19 protein-coding genes and 2 riboswitches are annotated in these 24,460 nt (G+C 57.8%); of the genes, 11 read left to right on the forward strand and 8 right to left on the reverse strand.

Annotation, left to right across the window (positions count from 1 at the left end; translation table 11 throughout):
- The first annotated feature begins 64 nt into the window (after positions 1-64).
- Positions 65-844 carry an outer membrane protein gene (locus ACFQ14_RS14985; RefSeq protein WP_377213559.1) on the forward strand — a complete coding sequence of 260 codons (780 nt, stop codon included), beginning with the start codon at positions 65-67 and terminating at the stop codon, positions 842-844.
- 8 nt (positions 845-852) lie between these two features.
- Here ACFQ14_RS14985 and bmt read toward each other — a convergent pair whose 3' ends face one another.
- Entirely contained in the window at positions 853-1,884 is a 1,032-nt protein-coding gene (gene bmt, locus ACFQ14_RS14990) for a betaine--homocysteine S-methyltransferase (RefSeq protein WP_377213560.1), read from the reverse strand.
- A 164-nt stretch (positions 1,885-2,048) separates the two neighbouring features.
- On the opposite strand from bmt, the gene ACFQ14_RS14995 reads away from it, so the two are divergent.
- On the forward strand, positions 2,049-2,993 hold the full coding sequence (locus ACFQ14_RS14995) for a fatty acid desaturase (protein WP_377213561.1): 945 nt from the start codon (positions 2,049-2,051) through the stop codon (positions 2,991-2,993).
- Positions 2,990-3,745, forward strand: coding sequence for a phosphate/phosphite/phosphonate ABC transporter substrate-binding protein (locus tag ACFQ14_RS15000; protein ID WP_377213562.1), 756 nt, complete (start codon positions 2,990-2,992; stop codon positions 3,743-3,745). Before ACFQ14_RS14995 ends, ACFQ14_RS15000 begins: the two co-directional genes overlap by 4 nt.
- Positions 3,746-3,898: 153 nt before the next feature.
- Here ACFQ14_RS15000 and ACFQ14_RS15005 read toward each other — a convergent pair whose 3' ends face one another.
- A complete protein-coding gene (locus ACFQ14_RS15005; protein WP_377213563.1) occupies positions 3,899-5,275 on the reverse strand; it encodes a M24 family metallopeptidase in 1,377 nt (458 codons plus the stop codon).
- Positions 5,276-5,478: 203 nt separating this feature from the next.
- Positions 5,479-5,579, forward strand: a riboswitch (glycine riboswitch).
- 24 nt (positions 5,580-5,603) lie between these two features.
- Positions 5,604-5,701: riboswitch (glycine riboswitch) on the forward strand.
- Between the two features lie 45 nt (positions 5,702-5,746).
- Between ACFQ14_RS15005 and gcvT the strand changes: the two genes are divergently transcribed.
- From gcvT to gcvP, 3 genes are read left to right on the forward strand one after another with little or no spacing between them, the layout of a single operon-like run.
- The gene (gene gcvT / locus ACFQ14_RS15010) at positions 5,747-6,832 is read left to right on the forward strand and encodes a glycine cleavage system aminomethyltransferase GcvT (RefSeq protein WP_377213564.1); all 1,086 of its coding nucleotides are present in this window, start codon (positions 5,747-5,749) and stop codon (positions 6,830-6,832) included.
- 19 nt (positions 6,833-6,851) lie between these two features.
- Positions 6,852-7,223, forward strand: a complete 372-nt coding sequence (gcvH, locus tag ACFQ14_RS15015; protein WP_377213565.1) for a glycine cleavage system protein GcvH — start codon at positions 6,852-6,854, stop codon at positions 7,221-7,223.
- Between the two features lie 40 nt (positions 7,224-7,263).
- A complete protein-coding gene (gcvP, locus tag ACFQ14_RS15020) occupies positions 7,264-10,098 on the forward strand; it encodes an aminomethyl-transferring glycine dehydrogenase (RefSeq protein ID WP_377213566.1) in 2,835 nt (944 codons plus the stop codon).
- Here gcvP and ACFQ14_RS15025 read toward each other — a convergent pair.
- The 3 genes from ACFQ14_RS15025 to ACFQ14_RS15035 all read right to left on the reverse strand — a co-directional run bounded on the left by ACFQ14_RS15025 (position 10,095) and on the right by ACFQ14_RS15035 (position 15,408).
- Positions 10,095-11,162 carry a fatty acid desaturase family protein gene (locus ACFQ14_RS15025; protein ID WP_377213567.1) on the reverse strand — a complete coding sequence of 356 codons (1,068 nt, stop codon included), beginning with the start codon at positions 11,160-11,162 and terminating at the stop codon, positions 10,095-10,097. The two genes, gcvP and ACFQ14_RS15025, sit on opposite strands and share 4 nt — an antisense overlap.
- 165 nt (positions 11,163-11,327) lie before the next feature.
- The gene (locus ACFQ14_RS15030) at positions 11,328-13,802 is read right to left on the reverse strand and encodes a GcvT family protein (RefSeq protein ID WP_377213568.1); all 2,475 of its coding nucleotides are present in this window, start codon (positions 13,800-13,802) and stop codon (positions 11,328-11,330) included.
- A gap of 40 nt (positions 13,803-13,842) precedes the next feature.
- Entirely contained in the window at positions 13,843-15,408 is a 1,566-nt protein-coding gene (locus tag ACFQ14_RS15035) for a trimethylamine methyltransferase family protein (protein WP_377213569.1), read from the reverse strand.
- A gap of 246 nt (positions 15,409-15,654) precedes the next feature.
- On the opposite strand from ACFQ14_RS15035, the gene ACFQ14_RS15040 reads away from it, so the two are divergent.
- The 5 genes from ACFQ14_RS15040 (at position 15,655) to fdhF (ending at position 22,242) form a co-directional block, all read left to right on the forward strand.
- Positions 15,655-16,806, forward strand: a complete 1,152-nt coding sequence (locus ACFQ14_RS15040) for an iron-containing alcohol dehydrogenase (protein ID WP_377213570.1) — start codon at positions 15,655-15,657, stop codon at positions 16,804-16,806.
- Between the two features lie 122 nt (positions 16,807-16,928).
- The gene (locus ACFQ14_RS15045) at positions 16,929-18,617 is read left to right on the forward strand and encodes an NAD(P)H-dependent oxidoreductase subunit E (RefSeq protein ID WP_377213571.1); all 1,689 of its coding nucleotides are present in this window, start codon (positions 16,929-16,931) and stop codon (positions 18,615-18,617) included.
- Positions 18,617-18,898, forward strand: coding sequence for a cupin domain-containing protein (locus tag ACFQ14_RS15050; protein ID WP_377213572.1), 282 nt, complete (start codon positions 18,617-18,619; stop codon positions 18,896-18,898). Before ACFQ14_RS15045 ends, ACFQ14_RS15050 begins: the two co-directional genes overlap by 1 nt.
- Positions 18,895-19,461 (forward strand): hypothetical protein, encoded by a 567-nt coding sequence (locus ACFQ14_RS15055; protein ID WP_377213573.1) that lies wholly within the window; start codon positions 18,895-18,897, stop codon positions 19,459-19,461. The genes ACFQ14_RS15050 and ACFQ14_RS15055 overlap by 4 nt, the downstream gene beginning before the upstream one ends.
- A 6-nt stretch (positions 19,462-19,467) precedes the next feature.
- Entirely contained in the window at positions 19,468-22,242 is a 2,775-nt protein-coding gene (fdhF, locus tag ACFQ14_RS15060) for a formate dehydrogenase subunit alpha (protein ID WP_377213574.1), read from the forward strand.
- Here the strand turns inward: fdhF and ACFQ14_RS15065 are convergent, their stop codons facing one another.
- From ACFQ14_RS15065 to ACFQ14_RS15075, 3 genes are read right to left on the reverse strand one after another with little or no spacing between them, the layout of a single operon-like run.
- Complete coding sequence (locus ACFQ14_RS15065; RefSeq protein WP_377213575.1) at positions 22,243-23,037, reverse strand: substrate-binding domain-containing protein; 795 nt, start codon at positions 23,035-23,037, stop codon at positions 22,243-22,245.
- Positions 23,034-23,744, reverse strand: coding sequence for an ATP-binding cassette domain-containing protein (locus tag ACFQ14_RS15070; RefSeq protein WP_377213576.1), 711 nt, complete (start codon positions 23,742-23,744; stop codon positions 23,034-23,036). The genes ACFQ14_RS15065 and ACFQ14_RS15070 overlap by 4 nt, the downstream gene beginning before the upstream one ends.
- Positions 23,744-24,448 (reverse strand): ABC transporter permease, encoded by a 705-nt coding sequence (locus tag ACFQ14_RS15075; RefSeq protein ID WP_377213577.1) that lies wholly within the window; start codon positions 24,446-24,448, stop codon positions 23,744-23,746. The genes ACFQ14_RS15070 and ACFQ14_RS15075 overlap by 1 nt, the downstream gene beginning before the upstream one ends.
- Positions 24,449-24,460: the final 12 nt, after the last annotated feature.

Below are 24,460 nucleotides of genomic sequence, written 5' to 3' on the forward strand. Positions count from 1 at the left end.
GCTCTTTCTCATTCCACAGGTTCGGCAATCCCCGTCCGCGACCGCAGAAGGAAAGAGAACGATCATGAAAACGACTTTCGCAAAAACTTCCCCCATAAAAAGCATTTTTGCCGCCTTGGCGATGAGTGGCGTATCCATACCCCTCGCTTTCGCCGCTGACGCGGTAATTGAGCAAGACCCAACCCCTCCACCTCCTGCGGTGGTCGAAGATGCGGCACTCTATGGCTATTACGTCGCTGCACGGCTTGGGTTTGCGCTGCCGGATGATACTTCGTTTGGCCTTGATACGGCGGCAGATGTGCCTACCGGCGTTTCAACTGCCTATGAAGACTGGAACCTTTCCGGTGCAGTCGCTGCTGGTATGGAATTCGGCAACGGATTCCGCGGTGAATTGGAACTTGGATATTCCTCGTTTGATGTTGAATCCCATAGGCTCACTGCACTCGATACCCGCTTCGGCGGTTCAGATGCATTTGGCGACGCCACGGCGATTACTGGGCTGGTGAACGGCTATTATGATTTCGATCTGGGCACGTTCAAACCCTATGTCGGCGCAGGTATCGGCATGGCGCAGTTGGATTTCGACAATTACGGTATCAACTTGGCCGCGCCCACCGCTGGACTGCCGGCCGGTCCCGTCACGGCTATCGATGACAGCGGTTACGGCTTTGCCTGGCAGGTTGGACTTGGCACAAGTGTGGCTGTAACTGAAACAATCGACTTTGAAATTGGCTATCGTTATTCTGGCATAGAGAACGTGGAACTAACCGCAGTCGATGGCACCGACACAGATGTCTCGCTCGACAGCCATTCGGTTATGAGCGGCCTTCGCTTCAAGTTTTGAGGCGAGCGTTAGCGGCGGCGACCTCCACGGCGTCCGCCACCGGCGGGTTTTGGCTCGGTAGAAGCCGTGCTGATCTCGTTGACCAAGGCTCCAGTGCCTTCAACCAGCGCCTCCAAAGCGGGGCGCTGGCCTTTTTTATGATGGTCTAATGCCACACGCATGGCCGCCAAATGATCTGCAGATGTGCCGCAGCAACCACCGATGATTTTCGCGCCTGAATCCACAGCCAACTCAGCATAGCGTGCCATGAGTTCGGGCGTGCCCGAATACACCACGTCACCGCCTTTGATTTGCGGGACGCCGCAATTGGCTTTGGCGACAACGGCAATTGAGCCTTTGTCCGAGGTTGGCCCTTCGCCCGTCATGTCGAGCACTGAGTAGAGCAGGTCGGTAGCACCAACGCCGCAATTTGCACCGACAGCGACGGGCGGTGGAGAAAGGCTCTCGGCAATGTTGCCCAAACGTGATGGTGTGATGCCCATCATCGTGCGGCCTGCGGTGTCAAAACTGGCGGTAAAGACGTATTCCATGCCGGTTGCCTGTGCAGCCTCAGCAGCGGCGCGGATTTCTTCTTCCGCTGACATGGTTTCAATCCAGATCACATCGGCTCCGCCAGCCTTAAGCCCTTCCATTTGCTCGCGAAACGAGAACACGGCGTCTTCGTGGGTCAATTCTCCCAGCGGAACGAAGAGTTCGCCTGTCGGGCCGACGGAGCCAGCAACCAGAACTTTCTTGTCGGCTTCGTTGGCAACTTCGCGGGCCAGTTTGGCAGCCGCCAAGTTCAATTCGTGAACCCGATCCTGTCCGTTGTGGAGCTTCAGCCGATTGCGGTTGCCGCCGAATGTGTTGGTGAGAATGATGTCTGCTCCGGCTTCCACGAAAGAGCGGTGCAGTGCTTTGACCTTTTCCGGCTCATCCTCGTTCCACAGCTCCGGCGCATCGCCTGATTGCAGCCCCATGTCGAAAAAGTTAGTGCCGGTTGCGCCATCGGCGAGCAGTACGCCACGCTCGGCAATGAGGTCTGCGAGGGGGGTGGGCATGGGAGAGGTCCGATCTTCAATGATATAATGAAATCTTTATATTGATTGATGGGGCGGCGCAATGATTGCATTCGTATGCAAAAGAATAAAAATCGCTTGCGGAATTCAAAATTTGAGCGCGATTATCCCAATGTTCACAACGTGGTGGATGGGGAGCATGTGTTATGCAGGATATGAGGCAGGACTTCTTTAAAAACATCGAATGGCAAACAATCGGCCTGATGGCTGCTTGCTATGGCCTTTGGCTGTTGGCTGGGCTGTCGTGGCAAACCGGGTTCTGGTGGCTTGGATTAATTGTTCTTCCAATTGTCGCCGCCTTTCACACATCGCTTCAGCACGAAACGATCCACGGACATCCAACGGGCCAGAGGGTGATCGATGAAAGCCTTGTTAGCTTGCCCTTGGCGGGTGTCTTTCCCTATCGTCGGTATCGCGATCTACACTTGAAACACCACAACGATATGAACCTGACGGACCCATATGAGGATCCCGAGAGTTATTTTTGGCCAGTGCAGCACTATCAGGCCATGCGGCCAGTGATGAAATGGCTGTTTGCGGCGAACAACACATTCGTTGGTCGACTGGTTATTGGTCCCGCACTGACCATTATCGGCTTTAGCCGCACCGAAATTGCGCGGCTAAGGGCAAACGAGCGCGGTGTCAGGCGTGCTTGGGCACTGCACGTTCCCGGCATTTTGGCAGTGGCTGCGATTGTGACATTCGTTTTTGGGATGCCGCTGTGGGCTTATGCCCTTGGTGTTGTCTATCCCGCTTTGGCACTTACCGCCATGCGCTCGTATGCAGAGCATCAGGCAGCGGAAAATGTGGGCGCGCGCTCCGCCATCGTGGAAACTGTACCGCCGCTTGCACTGCTCTATCTCAACAACAATCTCCATATCGTTCACCACGCCAATCCATCCGTCGCTTGGTACAATCTGCCATCGCTTTATCGTGAGCGTCGCGCTCAGTTTCTGGCAGCGAACGAAAACACATTGTTTCATGGCTACAGCGAAATCGCGCGCCGTTTTGCCTTCCGTGTCAAACAGCCTGTCGATCATCCGTTTTTGCACCGTAATCCCACCCGAAGAGACACAATGGCGACCGAATGAGCCTGATCGCATCTTTGCCGATGTATGACTGGCAGGAGCAGCAAAAGGCGACTGCGGCTTTCTGGGAATTGCTTAGAGGCCAACTGTTAGCCGCAGGTTTTGATGCGCCTGATCATTTGTCTCGACCGGCAGATGTCTTGGCCCATTGGAGGGCTGACAATCTGCTTTTCAGCCAGACCTGCGGCTACCCATACATCACCCAATTGCAAGACAACGTTCACCTTTTGGGACGACCAAGTTATGCGGTTGAGGGCTGCGGGCAGGGCACATATCGCAGCGCAATCGTAGCGCGACGGGGTGGAGATGTTGGCTTGGCTGATTTTGCCGGCAAGCGGCTGGCGTTCAACGGTCGTGATTCTCTGTCAGGTTATCGGTGTTTGAAGCCATTGGTGGACGACATTGAGGTCTTCTTCGGAGAAACGAGGATGAGCGGCAGCCATCGTGAGTCGGCGCGAATGGTTGCGCGGGGAGAGGCTGATTGCGCAGCGCTGGACGCGGTTTGTTGGGATATGGTGCGCCGTTTTGACCGCAATGTTGCTGCCAAACTGGAGGTGGTTGCGTGGGCGCCAGAATTTCCGTCGCTACCTTTCATTTGCTCGAAGCGATTTTCTTCCGACGAAGCGAAAGCGATGGGTGCAATTCTCACAAAGGTCGTTGCCCTCGCTCAAACAGAGGCTCGTTGTAAGCCTTTGCGGCTTGGAACCATCGTAGACGCGCAAAACGCTGACTACGCGGCGCTTCAAAATCTGTGACCGCAGATAGAGCGAACCAAACCACGACTATTAGCGTTTCTCCATGTGCCGATGCCCCCTCGACATCGGCACATGCTGAACCGGAGTGTCCAAGTGCTCCCACATCAGCAGGGCCGCGTGGTTGGGAGGAAACTGCGCGGCCTAGTCGTTCAATTACGCCTTGCCCATGAGGCGCTTGTCGAGCGGATAAGCGGATAGCTGCTCATAGCCTGTTTCGGTTATGATGCCTTGGTCTTCCAGCTTCACCCCCTCGCCGCCGCCGTGGCGGCCAACATAGCTTTCAACGCAGACGCACATGCCGGGCTCTAAAACGCCGTCATAGCCATGGCCTTCGTAGTCGCAGGCATAGCGGATTGATGGATATTCGTCGCACAGTCCGACACCGTGGAACAGCACGCCATACCGGGTGGGCATGCAGTCGTCTGGCACCTGTTTGGCGGTCAGTGACAATTCTTTGAAACTCATGCCGGGTTTCAACAAGGCGCTATTGGTCTGAATTTGATCGGCAGCGATTTGATACAGATCGCATTGTTCATTTGTGGGTTTGCCATCTCCGGCAAGCCATGTGCGGGAAATATCGCAGCAAAATCCGTACGGGCCGACGAGGTCGGTGTCGAAAGAGACGATATCTCCTTCTTCGATGATTCGAGCGGATGATTCTTGAAACCACGGATTCGTGCGTGGACCGGAGGCAAGAAGGCGTGTTTCTATCCATTCGCCGCCGCGGCGTATGTTTTCCGCGTGAAGAACGGCCCAAAGATCGTTTTCGCTCATGCCGGGGGTGAGAGCCTTTTCCATCTCGCCCATAGCGGCTTCGCAGGCAACAATGGCGCGGCGCATGCAAATGATTTCGTCTGAGGACTTAATTTTACGGGCTTCTTCCATCGCCTCTTCGCCATAGACAACCTCGACACCAAACTTCTCCAAATATGGGACGCCGTGGCTGTCGACCTGATCGAAGGCGCAGCGCATGTTGCCGCCGCCGTACTCTCGCACCAGATCGGCAACGTCTCGCGCCCAGTTCTCGGCAAATTCAAACGAGCGGTTGCCGCCTTCAAAATAGAACCAGGCTGTGCAACCGCGTATTTCGTCGACCACGCCTGTATGGTCTGACAGATGCTCGCAATTGTGGAATTCAAACAGGATCACTGGCCCGTCCGTCGCGATGAAAGCGCAGCGGGCGGGGTTGTGGGTGGTCCACAACTGCATGTTGGTTGAGTCGGTCGCGTAACGGATGTTAAGCGGATCATAAAGGTGTATGCCCGCCAGATCGCGTTTGCGCAGTTCGGCGCGGATCCGGTCAAGCCGATAATGACGCATGGCGTTCAGATCGGGCGCGGGCAGACCTGCTGATTTCCATTCCGATTCAGCCAGTTCGCCGTAACCGATCAGATGTTGATTCATCGCCGCTGCCTTAGCCCGTGAATAGGCTTCCAGCGCATCGTGGCCTGCGCCATTGCCGGGATGTTCCGGCATCACCCAAGGCTCGATCTTTCGCTTGTGACGACCGAATTTGGAGTGAATGTTCATAGCGGTGTTCTCCCGTCTGTCCGGAAGATGATGCGGCCGCGCCAAGTGTTCGGATAGAGTGAAAAGCGACATTCGCCTCGGCAAATGGGGACGGATATGCGACACAAATGCTTGACGCTTTACCGAACAGTGAAGAGCGTTCATCAGGGTGGTGACAAGGGAAAGAAAGTGGAATAGCGTTTAAGCGCTGGCCGACTCCAGTCGGGCTGTCAGTGGGAGAGCGTGGCGCCTAGGGTTTTGAGTGCGCTGCCGCCGAAGGTGAAAACACCCATAATCTCTCAGGCAAAAGGACCGTTGACAGCGGAGCGTAGGGCGCAGGTCTGAAGCTTCCATGCACTCTGGAAAGTCGGGCCGTCTGGTCCGCGCCGAAGGTGTAAGCGGGAAACTTCCCCGCGAGTCTCTCAGGCCAAAGACAGAGGGGTATGCGGTCGCGATGGTGCGGCGGCATGCTCTTGTGTGGATGGCTGGGACGTGACCGAACCGCTTAAACAAACTCCGCTGCATGCGATGCATGTTGGCGCTGGCGCCAAAATGGGCGGCTTTGCTGGCTATGACATGCCGCTCTTCTATCCGCTTGGCGTGATGAAGGAGCATTTGCACACCCGTACCAGCGCTGGCCTGTTTGATATTTCTCACATGATGCACGTTGAAATCGGCGGCCTTGATGCGGCTGCCTGCATTTCGCGGCTTTGCCCCTATGAGGCCGCAGAGCAGCCTCTGGGGAGCTGTAAATACACGTTTTTTCTGAACGATCGGGCGGGCATTATTGATGATCTGATCGTTACGAACTTGGGAGCGGATCGGTATTTGCTGGTTTGCAACGCAGGTTGCGCTGAAAAAGACGAAGCGCATATTCGCGCTGTCGCGAAAGACTTTGCGGTGGAGGTATCGGTGGTTCCGCGGGCATTTCTTGCTTTGCAAGGCCCGCTTGCCGAGACCGTGCTGACAAACCAAGGGATCGATGTTGCCTCAATGGCCTTTATGACGGGTGGTGAGCCGCAAGAGGGCTGGTTTGTCTCGCGCACGGGCTATACCGGCGAAGATGGTTTTGAGATTGGCCTGCCGGAAGATGAAGTTGTCGAATTTGCCAAGGCTTTGGTGGCTGATGCGCGGGTTGAGTGGATTGGCTTGGGTGCACGAGATTCCCTGCGATTGGAAGCCGGGCTTTCGCTTTATGGCAACGATCTGGATGAAGACACGACGCCCCACGAGGCGGGGCTGATTTGGGCAATTGCTAAAGAACTGCGCCACGATGGCGGCTTTATCGGGGCAGAAGCGCTGAGCAAAGCGATTGAGCAAGGGCGCAAACGGATGCGCATCGGGCTGGTGCCAGAAGGACGGCCCGTGCGTGGTGGCGCGGATTTGGTGAATGAAGCGGGCGCTGCCGTTGGCAAGGTTACATCCGGCGGCTTTGGGCCAACGCTTGAAGGGCCAATGGCGCTGGCCATGGTGGATATTGCCGCTGCCGACGCTCCGATTTTTGCAGATATTCGCGGCAAACGAATTGCCATGACACGAACCAAGGTACCGTTCGTCGCGCACATCTATAAGAAATAAGCAGAAGGAAAGACTAGCTATGGGAACGACTTATTACACCGAGGAACACGAATGGCTCGTGGTTGATGGCGATGTGGCAACGGTCGGCATCACCAACCACGCGCAAGAACAATTGGGCGATCTGGTTTTTGTTGATCTGCCCGATGTCGGCACAGAAATCGCGCAAGGAGACGATGCGGCTGTGGTCGAATCGGTCAAGGCGGCGTCTGACGTCTATGCGCCCGCTTCTGGTGAAGTTTTGGAGATCAATGAAGCGCTTTCGAGTGATGCAGCAATCGTTAATGCGTCTGCGGAAAGCGATGGTTGGCTTTACAAGATGAAACTTTCCAACCCTGCTGAATTGGAAAAGCTGATGGATGAAAATGGCTATAAGGCGCTTATTGGCGGCTAGAACAAGACGAAACGGGCCTTTGGCTGCGAGGGAGACAAATATGACAACTTTGAAACGCACGACCGGTGCCACCAAGACAAGTGGCGGCTTCTCGCCCTTTGTCGCCCGCCATATTGGGCCCAATGAAGCCGATCAGCGGCACATGCTGAACGCCATCGGCATGACTTCGCTGGAAGCGTTGATCGCACAGACGATTCCGGCAGCCATTCGCCAAACCGAGCCTCTCGATATGCCGGAAGGCATTGGCGAAGAAGCTGCGCTGCGCGAACTGGCTGAAATGATGGGCCGCAACACGGTCGCCAAGGCAATGATCGGTCAGGGTTATCACGGCACGATTGTTCCGCCGGTTATCCAGCGTAACCTGCTTGAAAATCCCGGTTGGTATACCGCTTACACGCCCTATCAGCCGGAAATCTCGCAGGGACGTCTGGAAATGCTGTTTCATTTCCAGACCCTCGTCAGCGAATTGACAGGCCTGCCTGTGGCCAACGCTTCGCTGCTGGATGAAGCCACGGCAGTTGCTGAAGCTGTGGGCGTTGCTTATCGCCATTCGCGTTCCAAAAAGACCAAAGTGTTTATCGCAAACGCGCTGCACCCACAGACTTTGGATGTGCTGAACACGCGTCTGGGGCCGATGGGGCTGGATTTTGCTGATCAAATTGATGGCGATACCTGCGCTGTGATCATGCAGGTGCCGAACACTTTTGGAGCCATAGACGACCGCAAAAAGCTGATTGCGGAGGCCAAGGAAGCCGGTGCGCTGGTTATTGTCGCCGCTGACCCTTTGGCATTGGTGATGATGGAAGAGCCTGCCCATTGGGGAGCGGATATGTGCGTTGGTTCTATGCAGCGCTTTGGCGTGCCGCTGGGCAACGGCGGTCCGCATGCTGCATATTTCGCGACCACCGAGGCGCTGACGCGGCTCATACCGGGACGGATTATCGGGCAATCAATTGATGCCCACGGGCGCCCTGCTTATCGGTTGGCTTTGCAGACGCGGGAGCAACACATCAGGCGCGAAAAGGCCACGTCGAATATCTGCACGGCACAAGCCTTGCTCGCGAATATGGCAGCGGCTTTCGCTATTTGGCATGGGCCGGATGGCCTAAAAGAGATCGCCGAACGGGTGCACGGTTACGCTGCCCGGTTCGCCGCTGGCTTGGCCGCCAAAGGCTATGCGCTGGCCAGTGATGTATTGTTCGACACTGTCACCGTGACGGAAAAGGGCAGAGCAGCACAATTGGTGTCCGATGCCATGGAATGGGGCATCGCCATCCGTGCCATTGATGCGGATCGCGTGTCGGTCGCCTTCGATGAAACGACCACTCCGCTCGAACTGGCAGCTCTTTGCCAAGTGTTTGAAATCAACGTGCCTGACGAGACAAGCAGCCCGTTGCCCAGCGCACGCAATCACGAACACTTTCTCACACAAGAGATATTCCATGCCTGCCGCAGCGAAACGGAAATGATGCGGCTATTGCGTAAACTGATGGACAAGGACTTGGCGCTTGATCGCGCGATGATTCCACTCGGCTCTTGCACCATGAAGCTCAACGCTGCGGCTGAAATGATGCCCGTTAGTTGGGAATTGACCAGCAACATCCATCCGTTTTCACCGGACGACCACCGTGCTGGTTATGCCGCGATGATTGATGATCTGGACCGCTGGCTTTCTTCGGTCACGGGTTTTTCTCGTGTCTCATTCCAGCCCAATGCAGGCAGTCAGGGCGAATATGCGGGGCTGTTGGCTATCCGCTCGTTCCACGAGGCCAACGGCGAGAGTTACCGTGACATATGTCTCATTCCTTCATCCGCCCACGGCACGAATCCGGCGTCTGCACAGATGGCTGGCTATGATGTTGTCGTCGTCAAGTGCAACGATGCGGGCGATGTTTCGCTCAAAGACCTGCACGAGAAACTGGAGAGTTACGGCGAGCGGTTGGCGGCTTTGATGATCACCTATCCGTCCACCCATGGTGTGTTCGAAGCGCGGATCAAAGAGATCTGCGATGCGGTGCACGCTCATGGCGGCCAAGTGTATCTGGACGGTGCGAACCTGAACGCGATGGTTGGCTTGGCGCGGCCCGGTGATGTGGGCGCGGACGTTTGCCACCTAAATCTGCACAAGACGTTCTGCATCCCCCACGGAGGCGGTGGCCCCGGTGTTGGCCCGATTGGCGTCGCACGGCATCTGGTGGCGCATTTGCCTGGGCACGTGGAGGAGGGCGGCGTAGGTGCTGTTTCAGCCGCTCCGGTTGGTTCAGCGTCCATCTTGCCGATTACATGGATGTATATGCGGATGATGGGCGGTGAGGGGCTCGCGCAGGCCAGCCGCATTGCGATCCTGTCAGCCAACTACATCGCTGCGCGGTTGCGTGATCACTATCCAATTCTGTTTACCGGCGAGAACGATTGCGTGGCGCATGAGTGCATCATCGATACACGCATCTTCAAGGATCGTGCGGACGTCAGCGTGGACGATGTCGCCAAGCGCCTGATTGACTATGGATTCCATGCGCCAACGATGTCTTGGCCAGTTGCGGGAACGCTGATGGTTGAGCCAACCGAATCCGAGCCGCTGGCGGAAATTGACCGCTTTGTCGGCGCGATGATTGCAATTGCTGAAGAGGTTGGGAAAATCGAGAAAGGTGTTTGGGAGAAAGAAGACAACCCCATGCGCAACGCACCGCACACGGCTGAAGACTTAATGGCGGACGAGTGGAACCATGGTTACAGCCGCACGGAAGCGGCGTTTCCTGTGGGAGTTGAGCGCGCCAGCAAGTTCTGGCCGCCCGTTAGCCGTGTGGACAACGTCCATGGCGACCGAAATCTCGTCTGCACGTGCCCACCAATTGAAGAACTGGCGGTGGGCTAGGCTTCGATCAGCTTCCTGCGGTTCAACGCGCGAAAGCTGATCATCTCTTTGTGGGTATCATCCCACAGAGTAAGCGGAATGCAGCGCAGGCTGTCTTTGAAGCTGAGACGACCAATGGTCTTCAGTTCAGGGTAGTCCCGCACGATTTCCGGCAGGCGGAAAAACGGCACGCTGGCAGAAACATGGTGGACATGATGGATGCCGATGTTCGCGGTCAACCACATAAATGGCCGGGGCAGGTCGTAGTAGGACGAACCGTAGAGCGCCGCATTTTCACGGTTCCACGTTTCTTTGCGGGCCCAGTGCGTTTCTTCAAATTGGTGCTGCACGTAAAACAGCCACACGCCAAAGGATGCCGCGAGCGCCACCACGGGGATTTGAAGCAGCAAAAAGTCTTGCCAGCCGACAAGCCACATGAGTGCGAGCGAGCAAACGATGATGGCGATGTTGGTAAATTGTGTTGAGAGCCACGGCATTTTGCCCCGCGTCATCACACCGATGGGCAAACGGTGTTGGAGGATGAACATATAGGCAGGGCCAACCACAAATAGCGTGATGGGGTGGCGGTATAGACGATACAGGGCGCGAGCCATTGGGCCGCGTTCCAAGTATTCGTCTACCGTAAGCGTGGTGATATCGCCCAAGCCGCGCTTGTCCAAATTGCCGGAACCGGCATGGTGGATGGCATGGGCGTGTTTCCAGTAGTCATATGGTGTGAACGTAACCACGCCCAAAGCGCGGCCAATCCAGTCGTTCAGCGCACGCGACGAATAGAGGGAGTTGTGGCCGCAATCGTGCTGGATGGCGAACATGCGCACCAGAAGGGCGGCTGGCACGGGCGTCGAAGCGAGGCCGAGCCACACGCTGGTTTTGATGAGCCAGAGCGACAACAGCCATGCCGATACAAACAGCACAGTTGTCAGTGCCAGTTCGTAGATGGCGCGAGTGTTGCTGGTGTCCCGGTAGGCCGCGAATGCGCGAACCCATTTCTTCTCCGGCGCCGCATGGCGTTCGAACGGCGCAGGCACCGTTTCATCGCGCGCGAACATGGTATCCGCGCTCACGCGATACGATCTTTCATAGATGGCTCCCATTGGCACGGATTCGTGCCGCCCTTTAGCGTTCACCTTAGCAGGGATAATTTGCCTTTGTGAATGATTAGTTTCCTTGCACCCGCGTCATATTGGGGTGCAACGGCTGAAAACCGGGCAGGGTTGGTCTGATCCGCTTTATGAGAAATCGCCCCGCATGCGCTTGCCTTCGGGGTCGAAGGGGGGCTCGTGCTGGATGTGCGCAGCGCACATTTCGCCGATGATTTCCACTACGACGCCCTGTTCGCGCGCCTCTTCCAGACGATCGGTCGGGATGTAGCCGGTTGCGAGAGATTCGCCGACATAGTGCCCGTAGCCGCCTGATGTGGTCCAGCCGATCACTTCGTCGCCGAGATAGATCGGTTCGTCACCAATGCAATCGGCGTCCGTCGCACCGCTCACGCCAAGGCAAATGCGGGTGAGGGGCGGGTTGTCCTTGTGGGCAAAGACCGCGTCGCGGCCAATGAATGTGTTTTTCTTCTTGGACACGAAGCGATCCAGCCCAGCCTCGAATGGGGTGTAGATCGGGCGGAATTCCTTGAACCATGTGCCGAAATGCTTCTCCAACCGCATGGCGAGCAGGGCGCGCATGCCGAATGGCTTGATGCCGAATTCTTCGCCTGCCTCCACAATGGCCGCGTGCAGTTTGCTTAAATATTCGGGCTTCACCCAGATTTCATAGCCCAGATCGCCGGTATAGGAGATGCGGTTTGTTTTGGCAGGAACGCCCGCGATGGGGTGTTCGCGATAATCCATAAACTTGAAGCCTTCGTTTGAGACGTCTTCATCGGTCAGCTTCGCCAAAACTTTCTGCGCGTTTGGTCCGGCGATGGTGATGCCTGTGAGCTCCAAATTGAGGTTTCGGATGGTCACGCTGCCGTCTTTCGGCAGGTGCGCCTCAAACCAGCGCATGTGATAGATCTGCGCCGCCGAAGACCCCCACATCTGGAAGCGTTCTTCGCCCGCCTTCGGGCCAAAATGCTCCGCGCCCGCACAGGCAATCGTGAAATCACCGATGATCTTGCCGTTTTCGTTGGTCATGGACGTCAGCGCCAAGCGGCCTTGCTTGGGGATGAAGTTCGTCATGATTTCCGACAGCCATTCGCGCGCGCCGGGGCCGGTGATTTCATATTTCGCGAAGTTGGAGATTTCAGAATAGCCGACATTCTCGCGGCAATTCATCACTTCGGCCTTCACGTGCTCAAAATCTGTTGAGCGGTGGAACGAGAAGACGTCCTTCGCCTCGACGTCTTTTGGCGCATACCAAAGTGGCGTTTCCAGCCCCCAGGAATCGCCCATCACTGCGCCGTTGGTCAGGTGTGTGTCGTAGAGTGACGTGGTCTGGCCTGGGCGGGCGGCTTCCAACTCTTCGTTGGGGAAGCGGATGCGGAAGCGGCGGGAATAGTTCTCACGCACTTTCGCGTTGGTGTAGTCGCGGGTCGCCCATGGGCCGAAGCGCGACACGTCCATGCCCCAGACATCGTGGCCGGGATCGCCGTTGACCATCCATTCCGACAGAACAAGCCCAACGCCGCCGCCTTGGCTAAAGCCAGCCATCACGGCACAGGCCGACCAATAATTCGGGATGCCGCGCACTGGGCCAACCAGCGGGTTGCCGTCGGGCGCGAAGGTGAACGGGCCGTTGACCGTGCGGCGGATGCCTGCGTTTTCGAAAGCGGGGAAGTGCTCAAACGCCATTTCCAGCGACGGCGCGATACGGTCGAGGTTCGGCTCCAGCAATTCCTGCGCGAAGTCCCACGGCGTGTCCTTTGGCGACCACGGCGTTGCGGCGCGTTCATAGGTGCCGAGCAACATGCCGTCGCGTTCCTGGCGGGAATAGACCTCGGCTGCGAAGTCGATGAAGTGGATGATTTCCTTGCCGGTGGATTCGTTGATTGCCGCGACTTCCGGCATGGCTTCGGTCAGCAAATAGTGGTGTTCCATCGCCAAAACCGGCAGTTCCACGCCGACCATGCGGCCCACTTCACGCGCCCACAGGCCACCTGCATTGACGACGTGTTCGGCGGTCATCGTGCCCTTGCTGGTGACGATGTTCCAAACGCCCTTGGTATCGTCCCAGTTCAGTTCTTCAACCTTGCATTTCAGCTCGATTTCCGCGCCGCCGATCTTGGCGGCCTTGGCGTAGGCGTTGGTGGTGCCGTAGGGGTCGAGGTGGCCTTCAATCGGATCCCACATCGCGCCGACGAAGTGTTTCTCGTCCATCAGAGGCAGCAATTCCTTGGCCTCTTTCATGGAGATCATTTCCGTCTCCATGCCCAGATATTTGCCCCGCGCATGGCTCATTTTCAGCCATTCCAGCCGCTCTGGCGTGTCTGCCAGCGCTATGCCGCCCGTCAGGTGTAGGCCGCAAGTTTCGCCGGAAATTTTCTCCAACTCGTCGTAGAGTTTGACCGTATAATCTTGGAGCTTAGCAACGTTTGGATCACCATTCAGCGCATGAAACCCGCCCGCTGCGTGCCATGTGGAGCCGCAGGTCAACTGATCGCGTTCCAGCAGCACAACATCTTTCCACCCGGCTTTCGTGAGGTGGTAAAGAACCGAACAACCAACGACGCCGCCACCAATGACGACCGCTTGTGCGTGAGATTTCATGTTTGCTTTTCCTGTTGTCTGGTAGCTTTCGGGGCTTTGATCAAAAATCCGTCGGTGCGCCGCCTTCTTCTTTGCGTTTGGCAACGAAGGCTTGGAGTTCTTCTTTGATGGCTTCATCCATCGGCGGGGCTTCGAATTCCTCTAGAATTTGCTTCCAGATTTTGTTGGCGCGGTCGTGGGTCCATACCGCGCCGTTGTCACGGAAGTTTTCATAGTTCTGCCAGTCGCTCAAGAAGGGCGAGTAGAAGGCTTCTTCGTAGCGGTCTTGTGTGTGCTGGATGCCGAAAAAGTGGCCGTTATGGCCGACCTCTTTCATCGCATCGAAGGCGAGTGTGTCGTCGTCGACCACCATTTTATCGAAATAGGCTTGGTAGTTTTGCAGCATCTCGCAATCGATGATGAATTTCTCATAGGAGGCACACAGTCCGCCTTCGAGCCAGCCTGCTGCGTGGTAGACGATGTTTGTGCCGGAGGTGACGGCGGCCATCATGGAGAACATGGTTTCCATCGTTGCCTGTGCGTCCGGCACGTTGGCGGCGCACACACCGGACGAGCGCATGGGCAGGCCGTAGAAACGGGCCATCTGGCCGGTGATCTGCGTGGCGCGAACGTAGTCCGGCGTGCCGAAAGCGGGTGCGCCGGTTTTCATGTCCACATTCGATGTGAAGGTGCCAATGGCGGCGGGAACGCCCGGATTGATGCATTGCGACAGCACGACGGCGATGAGCCCTTCGGCAAGCGATTGCGTGACGGCTCCGACCATTGTGACGGGCGCCATTGCACCGGCGAGCGTAAAGGGCGTGACCACGGTTGGCTGGCCGCGCCGCGCCAGCCGCATGAGGCCGTCCAGCATCGGCTGGTCGTGTTTGAGCGGTGAGGTGGAGTTGATGTTGGTATACATGCGCGGCGTGGCGTCGAATTCTTCGTGCGTCAGACCACCCGCGATGCGGGTCATCTCCATCACATCTTCCACGCGCTCTGCGCCCAACGAATAGGCGTGAACGACTTTGTCGGTCAGCGTTAGCTTGTCGTAGAGGCAATCGAGGTGGCGGATGGAGGGGTGAATGTCCATCGGTTCCACCGGATAGCCGCCTGCGAAATGGATGCAGTTGAAATACTGCGTCAGCTTGATGAAGTTTTGATAGTCCTTGTGGGTGCCGGTGCGGCGGCCCGTGTCGAGATCGGAGCAATTGGGCGGGCTGGAGACATTGCCGAAGACGATGTTCTTGCCGCCGATGGTCAGTTTCTTCTCGGGATTGCGCGGGGTGAGGGTGAACTCGCTTGGGACAGTCGACAGCTTCTCCATCACCATGTCACGGTCCATGAAGACTGTGGACCCTTTGACCGTCGCGCCGTGCTGGCGCAACACCTCGATGGCCTCGGTATTGAGCATTTCAATGCCGAGTTCTTCGAGAACGCGCATGGCGGTGTGGTGGATTTTCTCCACGCCCTCGGCGTCAATTGGCTCTGTCGGTGGGTCGCTGATGATGTTGTCGCGCCAGCCCATCTGGCGGATGGCGGGGCCACCGCGGCGCGCATTGCCCTCGCGGCCACCAGAACGTCCGCGGCGGCCACGGCTTGGCGTTTCGACTGCAGAATCACTCACCGCATCTTCTCCCTGAAACAGCGGTTTGGCGAGCGTCTTGCCCACCTTCAACCGTGCCGTTGGTTGGTATTGTGAGCCATGACGGGAGGGCGATGGCAAGGGGCGCGACATCTCTTTTCAGAAATCCGACATTTGACCAAAAATGCGACACCAATGCGCAGTTTTGATTGTGTGTAGGAACCGAAACTGTGCAGATTGTCGGCAACGGGGCGCATGCGTCCGAAGACTCAAGTGCCTGGGGCCAAGATGACCGCCTTTTCGTTGACCAAACATCCTGAAATGGTGCTTGCACCGGGGGCCGCAAAGGCAGCCGGAGACCATGTTACCGCCGTTGCCGGGCCGAAGGCGCGGGTGCTGATGGTGGTTGACCCTGTGATGATCCAGATGGGCCACGCAGGCACTGTGCAAAGTTCTGTTGCCGGTGCAGGCCACGCGGTGAAACTGTTCAGCGATTTGCAGAGCGATCCGAAGGAAGCCTCGGTCGATGCGGCCACGAAAGAGGCGTTTGAGATGGGCGCAACATGCATCGTCGGCCTTGGCGGCGGTTCGGCGCTGGATACATCGAAAGTGGTCGCTGCGCTGGCGCACACGGGCGAGGGCTGCGGGCCCTATGCGCTGGCGGCCAGCCAATTGCCGTTTCGCAAGACCGCTATGATTGCCATGCCGACAACCGCCGGCACGGGCTCGGAAACCACAGGCACTTCGATCATTTCCGCGCCGGACGGCACAAAGAACTGGTTTTGGGGGCCGCCGCTGAAGCCGGACATGGCGCTGATGGACCCAGAATTGACGGTCGGCCTGCCTGCCTATTGGACATTCTATACGGGCCTGGACGCGCTTGTTCACGCAATGGAATCGCGAACCAACCGTTACCGCAACGCGGCCAACGATCCGTTGGCCGAGCGTGGCATCGTCGAGGCGATCACGCATCTGGAAAATGCTGTCAATCAGCCTGACAACATTGAGGCGCGCGCTGGGATGATGGCGGCGGCGGCCTATGCTGGGCTGGCCATTGGTAATACCGGCTGCGCCGTAGCGCACAATATCGGTCACGCGCTGGGCTCGCTCGCTGGGGTGCCGCACGGTCGGGCCGTTTCGGTATCGCTGGTTCACACGCTGGACTGGGCAATTGAGGGGAACCGGACTGCGTTCGAGCGGGTGTGTGAACTGATCGGTGTGAAGTCGCCGGAGGGGATTGGCGAGCGATTGCAGGAAATCGCGCAAGCCTGCGGTCAGAGGCTGGTTTTGGACGCTGACGAGAAGGCGAAATTCACCGCTGAAGCCTTGGCGGCAGCGATGGTGGAAGACGCTAATATCTCCATGCTGGAGGCGACAGCGCGGGACGCCTCTCCTGATGATGTGCAGCGCTTGGCGCAGGCCGTCGTTTCTGCGGCTTGACGCCCGTCGCAATTCAGCGTCAATCCGGCGTGAAATCACACTTGACGCGACATTGTGGCGACTAGGGTTTTGACTATAATCGACACGCGCTTGCCTTCCGGCAGGCGGGTTTGGGAGCCGATATGCTGGACATGAACAAGAGCGGTCGTTCAGGCCGTAAGCGCGATGGGTCCAAGCCCAAAGGTCGCCAGCTTGATGAGGCTGCGCTGGCAGACGTGCAAGCGCTTTTGGGCGACCGGGAAATCCAGCGCGACCATCTGATCGAGTATTTGCATCTCATTCAAGACGAGTATCGCTGTCTGCAGGCCAAACACATTCGCGCTTTGGCCGAGATCATGCGTCTGTCGCAAGTCGAGGTGTACGAAGTTGCTTCGTTCTACGACCATTTCGATGTGGTCAAAGAGGGCGAACCGCTGCCGCCAGACCTGACCATCCGAGTGTGCGATTCTGTCTCCTGCATGATGGCAGGTGCGGAGGCTTTGATTGCGGGTTTGGAAGCCGGGATCGACCGTGAGAAAGTCCGCGTGCTTCGTGCGCCCTGCATGGGCGGTTGCGATGTGGCTCCGGCTGCACGGATTGGCGACCGTGAAGTGGGCAATGCGACAGTTGAGGACTTGCTGACGTGGTCCCGAACGGGCGAGACGGAGGCAAATACGCCTGCATACAAAGGGCTGGAAGCCTATCGTGCTAGAGGCGGCTATTCCGTCTGGGAGCAGGTCAAATCGGGTGCTCTTTCCGCTGATGATGTGATCGACAAACTCTCCGATGCCGGACTTCGCGGTCTTGGTGGTGCTGGTTTTCCGACGGGCAAAAAGTGGTCTTTCGTGCGCGGCTATGAAGGCCCGCGGCTGATGACGATCAACGGCGACGAAGGCGAGCCGGGCACATTCAAGGACCGATATTATCTAGAGCGCAATCCGCACGCCATGTTTGAGGGTGCCCTGATCGGCGCGCACGTGGTCGAAGCCGAGAAGTGCTACGTCTATATGCGCGACGAATATCCTGCCGTGCTGAACATCTTGCGCGATGAGATTGCAGCGCTTGAGGCTGCTGGCATCGCGCCGAAGGGCTTTTTTGAGCTTCGGCGCGGGGCGGGGGCTTACATCTGCGGCGAGGAAAGCGCGATGCTGGAGAGCATCGAAGGCAAGCGCGGCCTGCCGCGCCACCGCCCGCCTTATATCGCGGAAGTCGGCCTGTTCAGCCGCCCGACGCTCAACAACAATGTCGAGACGCTCTACTGGGTGCCGACGATCTTGGAAAGGGGCGCGGATTGGTTCGCCTCGCAGGGCAAGGAAGGCCATCCGGGCATGCGATCTTGGAGCGTGTCGGGCCGTGTACGGAACCCCGGCGTCATCGTCGCGCCAGCAGGTGTGACGGTGCGCGAACTGATAGACCTTGCTGGCGGCATGGCGGACGGCCACGCATTCAAAGCCTATCTGCCCGGTGGCGCGTCCGGCGGCATCCTGCCTGCCGATAAAGGCGACGTGCCGCTCGATTTCGGCGGCGAACTGGCGGAGCTTGGGTCGTTCGTCGGTTCCCACGCCGTGGTGATCTTTTCCGATCAGGACAACATCAAAGACGTAGCGCTGAACCTGATGGATTTCTTTACGCATGAATCTTGCGGCCAGTGCACGCCCTGCCGTGGCGGCACCGAGAAAATGGGCAAACTGCTGCGCTCCGATGGCCCGCTGGACGAGGACACAATCCGCGATCTTGAGCAGGTTATGCGCGATGCGAGTATCTGCGGTTTGGGCCAAGCCGCACCCAACCCTGTGAATCATCTGCTGGCGCATTTCCGGGAGGATTTGTGATGGCAACTGCTACCCCCACCGTTCAAGTCGACAACAAAACCTGCATCGTCACCCGTTGGGATTTTAAACCGGGCGAAGAGACGGGAGTTCACATTCATGGTCACGATTATTGCGTGGTGCCACTATTGGACGGTGTGTTGAAGATCGTCGCGCCTGACGGCACCGAGACGCTGGGCGAGATGAAGGCGAGGGTAAGCTACTTCCGCCCCGCTGGAGTTCATCACAACGTCATCAATGCCAATGACTTCGACTATTCCTTTGTGGAGATAGAGTTCAAATGATGGGCAAGAAACCAGTTCTGGCTCTCTGTGTCGGCATCATTATCGGTGTTGGTGCTTCGTATGCGCCGACGCTCTGGAACGGAGCGGGAATGCTGAACCAGCCGTATGCCGATCAACAAGGCCGCACCATCAGTTCTTTGAGTGCCGACGATGTTGTTCAGTTGCGTAAGGGTGCGGGTTGGGGGCTTGCAAAGCCTGCTGAGTTCAACGGTTTTCCTGGGCCCGCCCACGTTCTTGAATTGGCTGATAAGATTGATCTTGAACCGGGGCAACGCCAAGCAGTGCAGGCGAGTTTTGATGCGATGCAAGCACGGGCCAAAGATTTGGGTGAGAAGCTGATCGCCGCAGAAATGGCGCTGGACGAAGGGTTCAAAGGCGGCGAAATGACGGGTGACGTCCTGCGGGCGGCGCTTGAGAGTGCGGAGGCGGCGAGGGCTGAACTGCGCTTGGTACATCTTGCTGCGCATCTGGAAGTTACGCCCTTGCTGAGCGAAATGCAGAAGAAACTCTATGCCGAATTGCGGGGCTACGGTTCCGGGCATTCGGGTCATTCTGGTCATTAGGAACGCATGATGAGCGAAATCAAATTCACCCTCGATGGCCGCGGAGTCACCGCTGCGCCCGACGAAACCATCTGGCAAGTTGCCAAGCGCGAAGGCACGCGGATCCCGCATCTTTGCTATCTCGACAAGCCCGGCTACCGCTCGGACGGCAATTGCCGTGCTTGTATGGTGGAAGTTGAAGGCGAGCGGGTGCTGGCGGCTTCCTGCCAGCGCAAGGTTGCCGACGGCATGGTCGTGAAGACTGATACCGAACGGGCGGACAAATCGCGGCGCATGGTGTTTGAACTGCTCGCCGCCGACATGCGCGAAGTGGACGGGCAGTCTTCATTCCATGAATGGCTGGGCGATTTTTCCATCGAAGCGGGGCGCTTGCCGTCGAAATTCGAGGGCGAGGCGGCGGAAGTTCACGACATTTCCAACCCCGCGATTGCCGTCAATCTCGACGCCTGCATTGCCTGCAATCTGTGCGTGCGGGCGTGCCGCGAAGTGCAGGTGAACGATGTATTGGGCATGGGCGAGCGGGGGCATCATTCGGTGCCGGTGTTTGATATTCACGACCCGATGGGCTTTTCCACCTGCGTGACGTGCGGTGAATGCGTGCAGGCGTGTCCGACAGGCGCGCTTTACGAAAAGACGTTGATGGACAGCGAGGGCAAGACGCGGGTTGTCGAGGATTTCGACAAGGTGACGGACTCTGTCTGCCCTTTTTGTGGCGTTGGCTGCCAGACGCAGGTTTACACCAAGGACGACAAGATCGTTCTGGTGGACGGCAAGGATGGCCCTGCAAACAACAACCGGCTTTGCGTTAAGGGTCGCTTTGGCTTCGATTACGCGCAGTCGAAAGAACGTCTGACCAAGCCGCTCATCCGCCGCGATGATGCGCCCAAGCGCGGCGACATCGATATGAGGTTTATGGAAATCTCGGATATTTTCCGTGAAGCAACGTGGGAAGAGGCGCTGGAACGGGCAGCTTCCGGCCTGACGAAAATCCGAGACGAAAAGGGTGGCAACGCTCTGGCCGGATTCGGCTCCGCTAAAGGCTCAAACGAAGAGGCCTATCTGTTCCAGAAATTCATCCGCCAAGGCTTTGGCACGAACAACGTCGACCACTGCACGCGGCTTTGCCACGCTTCTTCGGTCTCGGCTCTGCTGGAAGGTGTTGGGTCGGGCGCCGTTTCTGCGCCTTTCACCGATGCTCTGAAAGCGGACTGTGTGATCGTTATTGGTGCGCGACCAACGACCAACCATCCGGTTGCTGCGACCTATTTCAAGCAAGCCACCAAAAACGGCACCAAGTTGATCGTGATGGACCCGCGCGGGCAAGATTTGATGCGCCATGCTTACGCAAGCTTGCGGTTTAAGCCCGGCACGGATGTGGCAATGCTGAATGCGATGATCCACACAATCATCGATGAAGAACTCTACGACGTTCAATATATCGAGGCGAACGCGTCGGGCTTTGAGGCGCTGCGGGAAAAGGTGAAAGACTTCTCGCCCGAGGCCATGAGCGAAGTTTGCGGCATTGATGCCGAGACGCTGAAAGACGTAGCGCGGACCTATGCCAAGGCCGAGCGGTCGATGATCTTCTGGGGCATGGGCATCTCGCAACACACCCACGGCACGGACAATTCCCGCTGCCTTATCGCGCTGGCGCTGATTACGGGCCATGTGGGGCGGGCAGGCACCGGCCTGCATCCGCTTCGCGGGCAGAACAACGTGCAGGGCGCGTCTGATGCGGGTCTGATCCCGATGTTCTTTCCCGATTATCGCTCGGTCGAGAACAGCGACATTCGAGGACAGATGGAGGATTTCTGGGGCCGCACGCTCGACCCTGTGAAGGGGCTGACGGTGGTGGAAATCATCGACGCGATCCACGAAGACAAGATCAACGGCATGTATATCATGGGTGAGAACCCGGCCATGTCGGACCCGGACCAGCTTCACGCACGCGCTGCGCTGGCGAAGTTGGATCATCTGGTCGTACAGGATATTTTCCTCACGGAGACCGCGTGGCACGCCGATGTGGTTCTGCCCGCGTCGGCGCATGCGGAGAAGCTTGGCACCTATTCCAACACCAACCGTCAGGTTCAGATTGGCCGTCCAGTCAAACCGCTTCCAGGCGAGGCGCGGCTCGATTGGGAGATCATCGTTGATCTTGCCAATCGCTGTGGGTTGGATTGGAGCTATGACGACGTGCCGGAAGTCTATGAAGAGATGCGGCAGGTGATGAAGTCGCTCGATTATATGCCGTGGGAGCGGCTAGAAGCGGATGGGTCGGTGACGTATCCCGTATCGGAAGAAGGAGCGGAAGGCAGCGCGGTTGTCTTCACTGATGGCTTCCCCACCGAAGACGGACGGGGCCGCATTGTGCCTGCTGATCTGCGGGCGCCGGATGAAGTGCCGGATGACGAATTCCCTATGGTTCTCACCACAGGCCGTGTTTTGGAACACTGGCACACCGGGGCGATGACCCGCCGCGCCAATGTTCTGGATGATCTTGAGCCGGAAGGCTTCGCCGCGATGAACCCGCGCGAAATTGAAAAGCAGGGGTTGGCAGCCGGCGACATGATTGAGGTGGAAACTCGTCGTGGCACGATCACGGCCTTGTTGCGGTCTGATCGCGAGGTGGCTGACGGCATGGTGTTCATGCCGTTTTGCTTCAACGAAAGCCCCGCAAACCGCCTGACCAACCCAATGCTGGACCCTTATGGCAAGATCCCCGAGTTCAAATTCTGCGCGGCGCGTGTTGGGCGCGCGAAGGTCAGCGAAGCGGCGGAATAGTCATCGTGCGTTGGGTGTAAACAGAGCCTCGCCGTTCAAGCGATAGTCGGCGATGGCTTGCTGGCCCTTGGGGCCTGTCAGCCATGCCTCAACGCCTCGTGCGGCGACCGCGTTTGCGTGCGAATGTTTCGCGGGGCTGATCGGCAAAAATGCGTATTGGTTGAACAGTGCCGGATCACCCGCATAGAGCAGGCGGAGATTGCGTTTGTTGGCGAATTTCAGCCAGCTTGCCCGGTCGCTCAGCAAATAAGCATCCATGGCCGCGCCCGTGTTAAGCGTTGCGCCCATGCCGGAACCGCCTTCACGATACCAAGACGGGTCGCGCGCCGACACGCCTGCGGCCTCCCAGAGGGAAAGTTCTTTGCGGTGCGTTCCGCTGTCATCGCCGCGGCTGAGAAAAATGGCCTCGGCTTTTGCAATCTGTTGCAACGCCTGCTCAACCGACGAAGCGTATTGGGTGTCGGCGGGATCATCAGCGGGGCCAACCAGCACGAAATCGTTGTACATGATTTTCCGACGATAGGGCGCGAAGCCTTCTGCGATGAAGGCTTCTTCGGCCGTTTTGGAATGAACCAGAATCGCATCCACATCGCCTGCACGTGCAAGTTTCAAAGCCTGCCCGGTGCCGACGACAACAAGGCGAACGTCCACGCCTGTATCGCGCTTGATTTGCGGGAGCAAAACGTCCGACAGGCCGGAATTGTGGAAGGACGTGGTAACGGCCATGCGCAGGGTTTCGGCTTGCGCGAACGTTGCGAGAAGCGAAAAGACGATGAGGCAAACGAAGCGGATCATTCGACAATATCTCCTTTCAGAAATGCTTGTGCCTGTGCTGTTTTCGGCTTGCGGAAAAACGAGCTGACAGGCGATTGCTCCAGCACTTTGCCGCGGTGCAGGAACAGCACTTCGTCGGCCAGCCGCTTGGCTTGTGCTGCGTTGTGCGTGACCATGATAATGCGAGCGCCTTGGGCGAGGGTATCGTGCAGCAGGTTTTCGATTTCCCTGGTGGATTGGCCGTCGAGATTGGTGGTGGGTTCATCGAGAAACAAGACGCGGGGGTCGGCGATGAGGGCGCGGGCAAGGGCGAGTTTCTGTTGCTCACCGCCGGAAAGCGTGGCCGCGTCGCGCTTGGCGGCATGGGTAAGGCCGGCACGATCTGTCCAGTCTTTGGCTTGCGATATGGCCTCGGTTTTGTCGATGCCGCGCAAGTGCAGCGGGTAGGCGATGTTCTCCACGACCGTGCGGCGCATAAGGACGGGCGTCTGGAACACGAAGGCCTGATGGGCCTGCGCCGTGGCAGGATCGGTGGCCCATTCGACTTTGCCTTCCTGCAGGCGGTCGAGTCCGTGGAGGACGCGCAGCAGCGAGGTTTTGCCGGCACCGTTTGGCCCCATCACGGCGGTTAGGCCCGCGCCATCGAACGTGGCCGATGCGCCGTCAAGGATCGTTTTGCCACGGCGGCTCAGAACGGCGTCGGTGACAGTGAGCGGCAGGATGTTCATCACCAACGCCCTCCGCGTTCTGTGCCGGAAACCAAGTGGATGGCAAGGTTCACGGCCACTGCCAGTGCAATGAGAATGAGGCCAAGCGCGAGCGCCAGCGCGAAGTCGCCCTTGCTGGTTTCCAGCGCAATGGCTGTGGTGAGAACCCTGGTCACATGGTCGATATTCCCGCCAACGATCATGATCGCACCGACTTCACCGATGGCGCGGCCAAAGCCTGCGAGCGACGCTGTGAGCAATGAGCGCCGCGCATCGAAAATAAGCGTCTTGATGCGCTGCCATTTGCTGGTGTTCAGCGAGATCAGCAGGTCGTGATAGTCCGCCCAAAGTTCGCGGATGGCTTGGTGTGCAATCGAGGCGATTATCGGCGTGATGATGATGACTTGCGCTATGATCATGGCTGTTGGTGTGAACAGCAGTCCAAACACGCCGAAGGGGCCGGAGCGGGACAGCAGGATGTAGACTATAAGGCCGACGACTACAGGCGGCAGGCCCATCAGAGCGTTCAACATGATGATCGTTGCACGGCGGAAACGGAAGCGGTTCACGGCCAGCCAAGCGCCCAGCGGCAGGCCGATCAGTGATGCGATGAGGACTGCAGAGAGCGTGACTTGCAGCGAACGCGCGGTGATTTCCAGCAATTCGCGATCGGCCGAAAAGACCAGCCGCAGCGCGGTCGACAATCCTTCCAGCAATTCGTTCATTGAGGTTTTCTC

The sequence above is a fragment of the Pseudahrensia aquimaris genome, assembly GCF_042676045.1.
Taxonomy (GTDB): Bacteria; Pseudomonadota; Alphaproteobacteria; order Rhizobiales; family Rhizobiaceae; genus Pseudahrensia; species Pseudahrensia aquimaris.